Source organism: Corynebacterium sp. HMSC05H05 (genome assembly GCF_001807265.1).
GTDB lineage: Bacteria > Actinomycetota > Actinomycetes > Mycobacteriales > Mycobacteriaceae > Corynebacterium.
The window spans coordinates 43968-56531 of record NZ_KV788402.1 but is presented as its reverse complement, the minus strand read 5'-3'; the positions used below and the strand labels follow the sequence as shown (position 1 = coordinate 56531).

Sequence of the window (12564 nt, the reverse complement as noted above, 5' to 3'; positions counted from 1 at the left end):
GCTACTGCGCGTCGCCTGCGACAACGTCCACGAACTCCGCGTCGGATGCGCCGAGCACAGCCGCGCGGACATCCTCGGCCACGTCCTGCACTTTGCGGCCGGAAGCGACATCGAAGATGAAGTGGACTTCAAATCCGGTTCGGCCGTCCCGAGAGATGGCCTTCAGACCTTCAATGCGGGTGTTGGGCAGGTAGGTCGCAATCTCGCCTACGCGGCCGCCGTGCAATCCGGCGACCCCGTCGACGGCGACGGCAGCATCGCGGACGCCCTCCGCAACCTCGCGGCTAACGGGGGTGTACGCCATGGCTTACTGGTTGATCGACTGGTTGACAGCCTGGTAGTTGGCGTTCGCGGCGGAGTTGGTCTCCTCGTACTGCTCAGCACCCTCCTGCTCCGGCAGGTGAACGTCGTGCACGGTAACGTCCACGCGGTCCACAATCAGACCGGTCATGCGGGTGATTGCGACGGTGACGTTCTCGCGGATCGCGTTCGCCAGCTCGTGGATGGCAACGCCGTACTCCGCGATGATGGCGACAGCGACGGAAGCGTGGCCGTCCTCGACTGCCACGTTGACGCCCTGCTGGACGTTGGTGGAGGAGGTCAGGGACTCGCGTACAGCGCCCCACATGCGGGCAGCGCCGCCGCCGAGGTTGTTCACGCCGGAGACCTCGCGGGCAGCGATACCTGCGATCTTGCCCACAACGTTGTCGTCGATGACGGTGGAGCCGTGCTCGGTCTCCAGGTTCTCGTTGCGCGGGCGGACCTGCTCCGGCTCCACAGCGGTGGAAGAAGAAGCCGGGGTGTTCGCGCCGGTCTTCGCTGCGGCGGTGTCCGGGGTGTTTGCAGAGGTCTCGTTGACGTTCTTGTCGGCCATGACGGTCCTTTCAATCTGTAAATACTGTGTCTCCGCGCGCTCTCAAATATGAGGCGCACGGCCTGGAAATAAAGGGTACACACATATATCTGGCCCAGCCGGGCCAGAAAGAAGGTGATACCAAGTTGAAATAATCCGGGACCGGCCGAAGGTTCGTCGATAAGCGGGCTTGTGCTTCCTGCAACCTTGTGTTTTAATACCCAGGTTGCCTTGACATGGACCGGATGAAACTGGTCGGTGGCCAGGCAAACATGACACCTTCCAACCGGAAGAACCGGAGAAGGGCCATGGCAAATTCACAGCGGCAGTACGCAAGGGTCACGCACCCTTCCGAGTCTGACACCCAGGCACGTGCTTATAGACGGGCACGCCTTGGCGGAAGCACTGAAACAGCATGAATTTGCTCGGTCACCTTCCGGACGTGTCATGACAGTCAGAAACGACACTGGCGTTGAGCCAAGGGCCCAGCCCGGACAACGTTATAGAGAAACTAGAAGCTACAAACCCCACCGCTTCAGCCCGTTTCTCACTCCGTTCGAAACGAGCGGAAGGGAATAGGACGAACGTGGGGATGCGAGGAAGAGGTAAGCGTGGCGGGACAGAAGATCCGCATCAGGCTCAAGGCTTACGACCACGAGGCGATCGACGCATCCGCGAAGAAGATCGTCGAGACGGTCACCCGCACGGGTGCCCGCGTCGTTGGCCCGGTGCCGTTGCCCACCCAGAAGAACGTGTACGCCGTTATTCGTTCTCCCCACAAGTACAAGGATTCTCGCGAGCACTTCGAGATGCGCACTCACAAGCGCCTCATCGACATTCTCGACCCGACGCCCAAGACGGTGGACGCGCTCATGCGCATCGACCTGCCGGCAAGCGTCGACGTGAACATCCAGTAGAGCAATCCCCAACGTAAGTAGTGGAGAACTAACAACATGTCTGAGAACCAGATCAAGGGCATTCTGGGCAAGAAGCTCGGCATGACCCAGATCTTCGACGAAGACAACCGAGTTATCCCGGTTACCGTCGTCGAAGCTGGGCCGTGCGTGGTCACCCAGATCCGTACCCCTGAGACCGATGGCTACTCCGCCATCCAGATCGCCTACGGCGACATCGATCCCCGTAAGGCAAAGAAGCCGCAGGCTGGCCACTTCAAGAAGGCCGGCGTGAACCCGCGCCGTTTCGTCACCGAGATCCGCATGGATGACACCTCGGGCTACGAACTCGGCCAGGAGTTCAACGCAACCATCTTCGAGGGCGACACCTACGTGGACGTCGCCGGCACCACCAAGGGCCACGGCTACGCCGGCGCTATGAAGCGCCACGGCTTCGCCGGCCAGGGTGCCGCACACGGTAACCAGGCTGCGCACCGTCGCGTGGGCTCCATCGGCGCCTGCGCAACCCCGGGCCGCGTGTTCAAGGGCACGCGCATGGCAGGCCGCATGGGTGGTAACCGCGTTACCACCCAGAACCTGAAGATCCAACGCATCGACGGCGACAACAACCTCATCCTGATCAAGGGCGCCATCCCGGGCGCTAAGGGTTCCGTTGTTACCGTCAAGACCGCAGTGAAGGGCGGTGCTCACGCATGACGAACCTGACGCTTGACGTCCACACCGCTGACGGAGCCACCAAGGGCTCTGTCGATCTCCCGGCCGAGTTCTTCGACCGTGAGGCATCCGTGGCGCTGATGCACCAGGTTGTGAACGCACAGCTTGCTGCCGCACGCCAGGGCACCCACGCGACGAAGACTCGCGGCATGGTTTCCGGTGGCGGCAAGAAGCCGTTCCGACAGAAGGGCACCGGCCGCGCACGCCAGGGTTCCATCCGCGCTCCGCACTACACCGGCGGTGGCACCGTGCACGGTCCGCAGCCGCGTTCCTACGCGCAGCGCACCCCGAAGAAGATGATCAAGGCTGCCCTCGCGGGCGCCCTGACCAACCGCGCACAGAACGAGCGCATCCACATCGTGGAGGACCTGGTTCCGGGCCAGACCCCGTCGACCAAGTCCGCCCGCGCTTTCATCGAGCGCCTCACGGACCGCAAGTCGGTTCTGCTGGTGATCGGCCGTGATGACCAGAACTCCCGTCTTTCCGCAAGGAACCTGCCGGGCGTCCACGTCATTGAGCCGACCCAGCTCAACGCATACGACGTGCTCAACGCTGACGACGTTGTGTTCTCGGTCGAGGCGCTGCACACCTTCGTCAACCGCGGCAAGGAGCTCGCTACCGCCGCTGCGGAGGAGGAGAAGTAAATGGCTAAGATCGCGAACCCGCGCGACATCATCATCGCGCCCGTGCTCTCTGAGAAGAGCTACGGCCTGATGGAGCAGAACACCTACACGTTCTTCGTCGCTCCGTCGGCCAACAAGACCCAGATCAAGATTGCCGTGGAGCAGATCTTCGGCGTCGACGTCGCTTCGGTGAACACCGCTAACCGCGAGGGCAAGCGCAAGCGCTCCCGCACCGGCTACGGCCAGCGCAAGGACACCAAGCGCGCCTACGTCACGCTCCGCGAGGGCAGCGACTCCATCGACATCTTCGGAGGTGCGACGGCCTAACGGCTATCGCACAGCGAAGAGGACGATAGAAAAGGAACCATTATGGCTATTCGTAAGTACAAGCCGACAACTCCGGGTCGCCGTGCCAGCTCTGTTTCCGCGTTCGACGAGATCACTCGCTCGACCCCGGAAAAGTCGCTGCTGCGCCCGCTCCCGAAGAAGGGCGGCCGTAACACCCACGGCCACATCACCACCCGTCACCGCGGCGGTGGCCACAAGCGTCGCTACCGCGTGATCGACTTCCGCCGCTCCGACAAGGACGGCGTGCTGGCCAAGGTCGCTCACATCGAGTACGACCCGAACCGCACCGCAAACATTGCGCTGCTGCACTACTTCGACGGCGAGAAGCGCTACATCATCGCGCCGAAGGGCCTGACCCAGGGCACCGTCGTCGAGGCTGGTCCGAACGCCGACATCAAGGTCGGCAACAACTTGCCGCTGCGCAACATCCCGACCGGTACGACCATCCACGCAGTAGAGCTCAAGCCGGGCGCTGGCGCGAAGCTGGCCCGCTCCGCGGGTGCTTCCATCCAGCTGCTGGGTAAGGAAGGCAATTACGCGGTCCTGCGTATGCCGTCCTCCGAGATCCGCCGCGTGGACATCCGCTGCCGCGCCACCATCGGTGAGGTCGGCAACGCCGACCAGATCAACATCCGCTGGGGCAAGGCCGGCCGTATGCGCTGGAAGGGCTGGCGCCCGACCGTGCGTGGTGTGGTTATGAACCCGGTCGACCACCCGCACGGTGGTGGCGAGGGCAAGACCTCGGGTGGCCGTCACCCGGTGTCGCCGTGGGGCCAGAAGGAAGGCCGCACCCGCAACCCGAACCGTTATTCGAACAACATGATCGTGCGGCGTCGCCGCTCGAAGAAGCGCTAAGAGGAGGTAAACAGACATGCCACGTAGCCTGAAGAAAGGCCCGTTCGTCGATGAGCACCTCCTCAACAAGGTGGACGCTCAGAACGAGGCTGGCACCAAGCAGGTCATCAAGACCTGGTCGCGCCGTTCGACCATTCTCCCCGATTTCATCGGTCACACCTTCGCCGTCCACGACGGCCGTAAGCACGTGCCGGTGTTCGTCGACGAGTCCATGGTCGGCCACAAGCTCGGCGAGTTTGCACCGACCAAGACCTTCAAGGGTCACGTCAAGGAACAGAAGGGACGTCGATAAGCAATGGCTGACACCATCACCACTGCATCCGCGACGGCCAAGTTTGTCCGCGTCTCGCCGATGAAGGCCCGCCGCGTGCTGGCACTCGTCCGCGGTAAGGACGTTGCCGAGGCCCTCGCGATCCTGAAGTACGCACCGCAGGGTGCTGCCAAGGACGTTGCGAAGGTTGTCGCCTCCGCAGCTGCGAACGCTGAGAACAACTTCGGCCTGGACCCGCGTACGCTCGTCATCTCCGAGTGCTACGCAAACGAGGGTCCGACCATGCGCCGCTACCAGCCGCGCGCTCAGGGCCGCGCCTTCCAGATCCGGAAGCGCACCTCCCACATCACCGTTGTTGTCGAGTCCAAGGAAGGGGCCAAGTAATGGGCCAGAAGATTCACCCGCACGGCCTGCGCCTGGGTATCACTTCCGACTGGAAGTCCCACTGGTACGCCGACAAGAACTACGCCGACTACGTTGCGGAGGACATCAAGGTCCGCGAGTGGCTTGAGAAGAACCTCGAGCGCGCCGGCATCTCCGACATCGTCATCGAGCGCACCCGCGACCGCGTGCGTGTGGACATCCACACCGCTCGTCCGGGCATCGTCATCGGCCGCCGCGGTGCCGAGGCCGACCGCATCCGCCGCGAGCTGGAGAAGCTCACCGGCAAGATGGTCGCGCTGAACATCATCGAGGTCAAGAACATCGATGCCGACGCAACCCTGGTTGCGCAGTCCATCGCCGAGCAGCTGGTCAACCGTGTCGCGTTCCGTCGCGCCATGCGTAAGGCCATCCAGTCCGCGATGCGCAACCCGCAGGTCAAGGGCATCAAGGTTATGACGTCCGGCCGCCTCGGCGGCGCGGAAATGTCCCGTGTCGAGCGTTACCACGAGGGTCGCGTTCCGCTGCACACCCTGCGTGCGGAGATCGACTACGGCACGGCAGAAGCACACACCACCTTCGGCGTCATCGGCGTCAAGGTGTGGATCTACAAGGGCGACGTCGTGGGCGGTGTCCGCGAGTCCGAGCTCAACGCTCCGAAGAACGAGCGTGGTGGCCGTGGCGACCGTCGCCCGCGCCGCGGCGGCCAGCGTCGCCAGCGTGCAGAGCAGAAGAAGGAGGGCTAATTCATGCTCATCCCTAAGCGCGTGAAGTACCGCCGTCAGCACCGCCCGAACCGCTCGGGCGTGTCCAAGGGCGGCAACCAGATCACCTTCGGCGACTACGGCCTGCAGGCGCTCGAGCCGGCGTACATCACCAACCGCCAGATCGAGTCCGCACGTATCGCCATCAACCGCCACGTCAAGCGTGGTGGCAAGGTGTGGATCAACATCTTCCCGGACCGTCCGCTGACCCAGAAGCCGCTCGGCGTGCGTATGGGCTCCGGTAAGGGCCCGGTGGAGAAGTGGGTGGCCAACGTCAAGCCTGGCCGCATCCTTTTCGAAATGTCCTACCCGAACGAGGAAACTGCACTGGAGGCTCTGCGCCGCGCTGGCGCTAAGCTGCCGTGCAAGGTCCGCGTGATCAAGAAGGAGGACCAGTTCTAATGGCAACCGGTACCCCCGCATCTGAGTTCCGTGAGCTGAGCGACGACGAGCTGCGCACCCGCCTGACCGAGGCGAAGGAAGAGCTGTTCAACCTGCGCTTCCAGCTCGCCACCGGCCAGCTCACCAACAACCGCCGCATCTCCACCGTGAAGCGCGACATCGCTCGCATCTACACGGTGCTGCGCGAGCGCGAGCTTGGCCTGTCCGTCGTCCCCGAGTCCACGGGAGCTGAGGCATAACCATGAGTGAGGCAAACGTGACTGAGAACACCCAGGTCAAGGCAGTGCAGAAGCGTCGTCGTGGCTACGTCGTGTCCGACAAGATGGACAAGACGATCGTTGTCGAGGTTGAGGACCGCAAGTCCCACGCCCTGTACGGCAAGATCGTGCGTACCACGAACCGCGTGAAGGCACACGACGAGGAGAACATCGCCGGTGTCGGCGATCTCGTCCTGATCGAGGAGACGCGTCCGCTGTCCAAGGACAAGCACTTCCGTCTCGTCGACATCATCGAGAAGGCCCGCTAAGAGCATCTCGCTTCTCGACGACACGTACCCGTCCAACCCCCGTGTTGGGCGGGTATTTTCGTGTTTTGGTCCCCTGAGGGTGGGGTTTTCCACTTTTTACAGCCCCCTAAACAGGAGTACGATTTTTCCCATGTGTGGAATCGTTGGATACGTAGGCGCCGGCACCGCTGAGCGCGACGCGAAAAATGTCATTGTCGAGGGACTTCGCCGCCTCGAATACCGCGGATACGATTCCGCTGGTGTTGCCGTGGCCAACAACGGCGTCATCGAGTGCCGCAAGAAAGCCGGCAAGGTCGCGGACCTCGAAGCCGAAATTGCGGACAACCCCATTGCGTCTTCGAAGCTGGGCATCGGGCATACCCGCTGGGCAACCCACGGCGGCCCGACCGACGCCAACGCCCACCCTCACGTCGTCGGCGACGGCCGCATGGCTGTGGTCCACAACGGCATCATCGAGAACTTCTCGGCGTTGAAGGCGGAGCTCGTCGATAAGGGCTACAGCTTCAAGTCCGAAACCGACACCGAGGTGGCAGGCACCCTGCTGCTGGACATCTACGACAAGGAAGCGGACCGCGACCTCACCCGCGCCATGCAGCTGACCGCACAGCGCCTCGAAGGCGCCTTCACCCTGCTGGCGATCCATGCGGACCACCCGGACCGCATCGTGGCCGCGCGCTGGAACTCCCCGCTGGTCATCGGCGTGGGCGAGAACGAGAACTTCCTCAGCTCCGACGTCGCCGGCTTCATCGAGTTCACGCGCGACGCCGTGGAGATGGACAACGGCCAGATTGTCACCCTGACCGCCGACGGCTACGAGGTCTGCGACTTCGACGGCAACCCCGCCGAAGCCAAGCCGTTCACCGTGGAGTGGGACGTCACCGCCGCGGAGAAGGGCGGCTTCAACTCCTTCATGGAAAAGGAGATCCACGACCAGCCCTCCGCCGTCCGCGACACCCTCTACGGGCGCTTCGACGAGCACGGCAAGCTCATCTTGGACGAGCTGCGTATCGACGAATCCCTGCTGCGCTCCATCAACAAAATCATCATCGTCGCCTGCGGCACCGCCTCCTATGCAGGTCAGGTGGCGCGCTACGCCATCGAGCACTGGTGCCGCATCCCGACGGAGGTGGAGCTCGCCCACGAGTTCCGCTACCGTGACCCGATTGTCAACGAACGCACCCTCGTGGTGGCCGTGTCCCAGTCCGGCGAAACCATGGACACACTCATGGCCGTGCGCCACGCCCGCGAGCAGGGCGCGAAGGTGATCGCCATCTGCAACACCGTCGGTTCCTCCATCCCGCGCGAGGCAGACGCGTCGCTGTACACCTACGCCGGCCCAGAAATCGCCGTGGCGTCGACCAAGGCGTTCATCTCCCAGATCGTCGCCGCCTACCTGCTCGCCCTGTACCTGGCGCAGGTGCGCGGCAACAAATACGCCGACGAGATCAGGGCAATTATCGACGAGCTCCAGGCCATGCCGGAGAAGATCCAGCAGGTGCTTGATCGCGGGGGACAGGTGCGCACTCTGGGTGAGGAGCTCGCAGACTCGAAGTCGGTGCTCTTCCTCGGCCGCCATGTCGGCTTCCCGGTGGCGCTGGAGGGCGCACTGAAGCTCAAGGAGGTGGCCTACCTGCACTCTGAGGGCTTCGCGGCCGGTGAGCTGAAGCACGGCCCGATTGCACTGGTGGAGGAAGGCCAGCCGGTGTTCATCATCGTGCCGAGCAAGAAGTCCCGGAACAACCTGCACGCCAAGGTCGTGTCCAACATCCAGGAGGTCCGCGCACGCGGCGCGGTAACCGTCGTGATCGCAGAGGACGGCGACGAGGATGTCGTGCCGTACGCCGACCACATCATCCGCATCCCGGAATCGGCAGGCCTCATGCAGCCGCTGCTGTCCACCATCCCGCTGCAGATGTTCGCTTGTGCTGTTGCCGAGGCGCGCGGCCTGAACGTGGACCAACCGCGGAACCTGGCGAAGTCCGTCACGGTGGAGTAGCCAGCTAGCTTGATCCGGCCAACTCGTGGGCGTGCGGTGTGTCGGCGCCGGGGCGTGAGACGGTGATCGACGCGGCGCGGACGGCGAACTGAAGAATCTCGCGCCACTCTTCCTCGCCCAGGGAGAGGAGCCCCTCGCGGTCGAGCCCACGGCGGTCGAATTCGTGCACGAGCGCGGCCATCACGGTGTCACCCGCGCCAATCGTGTCCGCCACCTCTACCTCAATGGAGGGCACTGTGACGGAGCCGAACGGCGCGCGCACCGAGATGCCCTCACCTCCCAAGGTGGTCACTACTACGGGAACGTGGGCGGTGTCGCCGATGAAGCCCACCTCCTCGTCCGAAAGCTTGAGCACCGTCACGTTCTCCAACATGCCGCGCAGAAAAAGGCGGTGTTTTTCAGACGCGAAGGCGGGGCGGATGTTCGGATCCAGGCACACCACCGCGCCCAAATCCGCAGATTCGCGCGCGGCGGCCGCATAGCGCAGCGACGCCGGCTCCAGTGCCAGCGACAGCGTCCCAAAAACCGCGTACCCGGCGGAAACCGGCACGGGTTCCGCGAGACGATCGGCAGTGCCGTCGACGTAGAAGGTGTACGACGCTGAGCCGTTCTCCGCGAGCGACGCCACCGCCAAGGACGTGGGTTCGCTACCGATGGGGCAGTGGGAAAGGTCCACGCCAACGTCGATAAGCGAAGTGCGAAGCGCCTCCCCGAACGCATCCGCGGACAAGCGCGACTGGAACGACACCTGCGAACCCATGCGCCCAAGAGCGCGGGCGACGTTAAACGGGCCGCCGCCGAGCGCCGGAGTGAGCGGCGCGAGCGGGTGCGGCGAGGATGGCACGAGGTCGACGAGCGCTTCTCCGTAAACGGTGATCATGGGGCACACTAAACCATCAAAAGGGGGCCGATTGCTAAGCGGACTATGTCAATTCGTCGTCTATTCGGGCGACCAGGGGCAGCCTGGATGTAGCTTCCGATGTTGCATCATCTGATGAAATATCTCGGAAGAGCGGAGCGCATCACGGTTTCCGAGAGTATCGCTCAAATTGAATTGGGCGGAAAACGCGAATACCGAAGTAATTCTCAGGCGTTTTGTGCGAGCGCAGGTTCACTTAAGCGGCACCGGAGATTCGGCGGCGCAACTCGGTCGCGCGTGGAGTATCGCCCAAGCCGTGAGCTTCCAAGTACTCCAATACTGACTGGTCCGCAGTAATCTCTCCACGGAGTATGCGACGGCCCTCAAGTTCTAAGCTGGACGACAGCGGTTGCCCTGCCATAATCATTGAAGCCCGGACAGCGGCAACCTTTTGGTCCTCATTGTGTGGGTCGCTCATGAGCCCAACCTTACTGGCTGTCCCACCGGTTTGGAATGGTTGTGGATCAGGATGAGCAAGCGTGCTGATTTGACCATAAATTCTGCAGTGATCGACCGCGCACCTAACGAACGGGGCCAGCCTGGCGGTAGAGGCGGTGGAAGTGATGGACCGGGCCGTGACCCTGGCCCACGTTCAGGTCATCGGCGTGGGCGATCGCCTCGTGCAGCCACTCCGAAGTCCACGTCACTGCGTCGTTCGCAGCGGCGGGGGAGCGGTCGCCGAGGGCCAGGCGAGTGGCAAGCGCAGACGACAGCGAGCAGCCCGTGCCATGGGTGTTCTTGGTGTCCACACGCGGAACCTCCGCGACGTGGACCACGCCGTCCGGCTGTACAAGGGCGTTCGACGCGGCGCCGGATTCAAGGTGGCCGCCTTTTACCAGCACAGCCACCCCGGTCGCGTTGGCGTACTCCTTGCCCTGCTCTATTGCGGTGTCGAAATCTTTGGCAGGCTCATTCTGGGTGAGTACGGCGAGCTCCGGAACGTTCGGGGTGACCACGGTGGCGTGATCCTTCACAAACTGGCGCAGCGCCTCCTCGGCATCCTGGGTGAGTAAGCGATCGCCGCTGGTGGCCACCATCACCGGGTCCACGACTACGACGGGCACGCGACGGCGCTTGAGGAAATCGGAGACGGTCTTGGTGGTTTCCGCATCGCCGAGCATGCCGATCTTCACCGCGTCGACCTCCACATCGTCGAAGACGGAGGCGAGCTGCGCTTCGAGGAACGCCTGCGGCGGGGTGTGGATCTCGCGAACGCCCTGCGTGTTCTGCGCGACCAGGGAAGTGACCACGCACATGCCGAAGCCTCCCGCGGCGGCGATCGACTTCAAGTCCGCCTGGATCCCGGCGCCGCCAGTCGGGTCGGTGCCGGCGATTGAGAGAACGTTGGGGATTTGGCTGTAAGCGCGGCCTGTCATGGAGCCATCCTTTCGCGATTGCGGATAGTGATGGTCCCGACGGTACCGAAGACGAGGAGGTTCGCGTCGTGGCGGCGGGTCCAGTCGAAGGTCGACCTGCCTACACCATGAAGGGGAAAACGGTGCCTAGGACTACGACGGTGAGAAGGCCGAGGAGCGTTCCGCCGATCGTCACCACGGCGATGTCCTTGTATCCCTGACGGTGGGTGATGCCGCAGACCAGCAGCATGGTGATAATTGCGCCGTTGTGCGGCAGTGAGTCGAAGGAGACGGAAGCCATCGCGATGACGCGGTGCAGGAGGTCCGGGCTGACGTCGTTAGCTAATGCGAGCTGATACAGCTGCTCGCCGAACGCCTCAAGGGTGATGGACACGCCGCCCGAGCCTGAACCTGTGATGCCGGCGATGCCTGCTGCGGCGATGATGCCGACGACGACAGGGTTGTCGCTCACGTTGAAAAGACCGTCGCGAATCACGGCGAACACAGCCAGCGATGCAACGACGGCACCATAGCCAACTTCGGAAGCGGTGGTGAAGGCGGGCAGCACGGCGTTGGTCGCGCCGTCGGTGAGCGACGCCAGGTACTCCTTCGCCATAGAAGGGCGGAGGGCGAAAATGAGCAGGCCTGCCACGAACAGGCCCAAGGTGACAGACCAGACGCCGATCACGGATTGCAGGGAGGTGCTGCCGAAGCGCTCCTCCGCCAAGTACGAGGTGTCCACGTTCGGGCCTATTGCGTAGACGTACAGAGCATTCACCCCGATCACCACAAGGATCGGAAGGAGGGAGATGAGTCCACGTTTAGTCAGCGAGCCGGTGCGAACCGGAGTGTTTTCTAGGGCGGTGGAGACAGTGGGACCCTCACCGGAAATCTCGGTGACCTTGTTTTCTTTCGCCTCGACCTTGTCTGCAATTTCAATCTCTGGGCCGAGTTTTTTGGCTCGGTAGGTTAGCCACGCAACGCCGACCCCGAAGACGACTGCGCTGCCAATCAGTCCCAAGAAGGATGCTGCGAATGTGGTGGTTTCGAAGTAGCGGGTGGGGATCACGTTAAGGATCTGGGGAGATCCAGGCATTGCTGTCGCCGCGAAAGTTCCAGCGCCGAGAGCCACTGCCGCGGGCATCAGGCGGAACGAAACTCCTGCTTCGCGGAAGAGTGCCCTCGCGATGGGGGCCACGGTAAACACAACCACCCAAACGGAAACGCCACCGTAGGTCAGCAGCGCGGTCACGAGGGTGACCACCATCAACACGTTCGGCTTCTTAAACAGCTGGGGGATCCAGCGTGCCAAATCAGTGGCGTAGCCGCTGACTGTCATCAACCGCCCAAAAATGGCTCCGGCTAGGAAAAGCGGGAAGTAGTTGCTGATGAACTTGCCAACTGCCGGCATGAAAATCTGCGTGTAGGAAGCGAGGAGTGGCTCACGGGAAAAGGCCAGTGCGATGAGCGTGGCCAGCGGTGCCATGGCGATGACTGAATGGCCCCTGTATGCCATTCCAATCAGGAACAAAAGCGACAAAATGATGCCGATGAACGGGATGACCATGAGCGACTTCCTTCAGACAGTTGTGATGTGAACCACTTTGGCCTGAAAGTAGTGAGTTATATCCCATCGGTCTATG

Annotated in this window: 16 protein-coding genes and 1 pseudogene; 12 read left to right on the top strand and 5 right to left on the bottom strand. The window is 62.9% G+C overall.

Translation table 11 applies throughout. From position 1 onward, the window contains the following. Position 1: 1 nt before the first annotated feature. Both HMPREF3151_RS07945 and HMPREF3151_RS07940 read right to left on the bottom strand, forming a co-directional pair. The gene (locus tag HMPREF3151_RS07945; protein ID WP_070475007.1) at positions 2-304 is read right to left on the bottom strand and encodes a hypothetical protein; all 303 of its coding nucleotides are present in this window, start codon (positions 302-304) and stop codon (positions 2-4) included. Positions 305-307: 3 nt separating this feature from the next. Next, positions 308-874 (bottom strand): Asp23/Gls24 family envelope stress response protein, encoded by a 567-nt coding sequence (locus HMPREF3151_RS07940; RefSeq protein ID WP_070475006.1) that lies wholly within the window; start codon positions 872-874, stop codon positions 308-310. 590 nt (positions 875-1464) lie between these two features. Between HMPREF3151_RS07940 and rpsJ the strand changes: the two genes are divergently transcribed. From rpsJ to glmS, 12 genes are all read left to right on the top strand, one after another. Further along, complete coding sequence (rpsJ, locus tag HMPREF3151_RS07935; RefSeq protein WP_034997227.1) at positions 1465-1770, top strand: 30S ribosomal protein S10; 306 nt, start codon at positions 1465-1467, stop codon at positions 1768-1770. A gap of 36 nt (positions 1771-1806) precedes the next feature. Beyond that, entirely contained in the window at positions 1807-2463 is a 657-nt protein-coding gene (gene rplC / locus HMPREF3151_RS07930; protein WP_070475005.1) for a 50S ribosomal protein L3, read from the top strand. Then, on the top strand, positions 2460-3125 hold the full coding sequence (rplD, locus tag HMPREF3151_RS07925) for a 50S ribosomal protein L4 (protein WP_070475004.1): 666 nt from the start codon (positions 2460-2462) through the stop codon (positions 3123-3125). The genes rplC and rplD overlap by 4 nt, the downstream gene beginning before the upstream one ends. Then, positions 3126-3431 (top strand): 50S ribosomal protein L23, encoded by a 306-nt coding sequence (gene rplW / locus HMPREF3151_RS07920; protein ID WP_070475003.1) that lies wholly within the window; start codon positions 3126-3128, stop codon positions 3429-3431. 42 nt (positions 3432-3473) lie between these two features. Continuing rightward, on the top strand, positions 3474-4307 hold the full coding sequence (gene rplB / locus HMPREF3151_RS07915; protein ID WP_070475002.1) for a 50S ribosomal protein L2: 834 nt from the start codon (positions 3474-3476) through the stop codon (positions 4305-4307). Positions 4308-4323: 16 nt separating this feature from the next. After that, positions 4324-4599, top strand: coding sequence for a 30S ribosomal protein S19 (gene rpsS, locus HMPREF3151_RS07910; protein WP_018017481.1), 276 nt, complete (start codon positions 4324-4326; stop codon positions 4597-4599). Positions 4600-4602: 3 nt separating this feature from the next. Next, entirely contained in the window at positions 4603-4962 is a 360-nt protein-coding gene (gene rplV / locus HMPREF3151_RS07905) for a 50S ribosomal protein L22 (protein WP_070475001.1), read from the top strand. Beyond that, on the top strand, positions 4962-5705 hold the full coding sequence (gene rpsC, locus HMPREF3151_RS07900; protein ID WP_034997239.1) for a 30S ribosomal protein S3: 744 nt from the start codon (positions 4962-4964) through the stop codon (positions 5703-5705). Before rplV ends, rpsC begins: the two co-directional genes overlap by 1 nt. Before the next feature lie 3 nt (positions 5706-5708). Beyond that, positions 5709-6125 (top strand): 50S ribosomal protein L16, encoded by a 417-nt coding sequence (gene rplP / locus HMPREF3151_RS07895; RefSeq protein ID WP_070475000.1) that lies wholly within the window; start codon positions 5709-5711, stop codon positions 6123-6125. Continuing rightward, a complete protein-coding gene (rpmC, locus tag HMPREF3151_RS07890) occupies positions 6125-6364 on the top strand; it encodes a 50S ribosomal protein L29 (RefSeq protein ID WP_070474999.1) in 240 nt (79 codons plus the stop codon). The genes rplP and rpmC overlap by 1 nt, the downstream gene beginning before the upstream one ends. Positions 6365-6366: 2 nt before the next feature. Beyond that, positions 6367-6651 carry a 30S ribosomal protein S17 gene (rpsQ, locus tag HMPREF3151_RS07885; protein ID WP_070474998.1) on the top strand — a complete coding sequence of 95 codons (285 nt, stop codon included), beginning with the start codon at positions 6367-6369 and terminating at the stop codon, positions 6649-6651. 130 nt (positions 6652-6781) lie between these two features. Next, positions 6782-8647: a glutamine--fructose-6-phosphate transaminase (isomerizing) gene (glmS, locus tag HMPREF3151_RS07880; protein WP_070474997.1), complete on the top strand. Its 1866-nt coding sequence runs from the start codon at positions 6782-6784 to the stop codon at positions 8645-8647. A gap of 4 nt (positions 8648-8651) precedes the next feature. Here the strand turns inward: glmS and HMPREF3151_RS07875 are convergent, their stop codons facing one another. The 3 genes and pseudogenes from HMPREF3151_RS07875 to HMPREF3151_RS07865 form a co-directional block, all read right to left on the bottom strand. Beyond that, positions 8652-9527 carry a carbohydrate kinase family protein gene (locus HMPREF3151_RS07875; RefSeq protein ID WP_070474996.1) on the bottom strand — a complete coding sequence of 292 codons (876 nt, stop codon included), beginning with the start codon at positions 9525-9527 and terminating at the stop codon, positions 8652-8654. A gap of 575 nt (positions 9528-10102) precedes the next feature. Then, positions 10103-10942: pseudogene (gene thiD / locus HMPREF3151_RS07870) on the bottom strand (bifunctional hydroxymethylpyrimidine kinase/phosphomethylpyrimidine kinase); the annotation flags it as partial. Positions 10943-11042: 100 nt separating this feature from the next. Continuing rightward, on the bottom strand, positions 11043-12488 hold the full coding sequence (locus tag HMPREF3151_RS07865; protein ID WP_070474995.1) for a GntP family permease: 1446 nt from the start codon (positions 12486-12488) through the stop codon (positions 11043-11045). Positions 12489-12564: the final 76 nt, after the last annotated feature.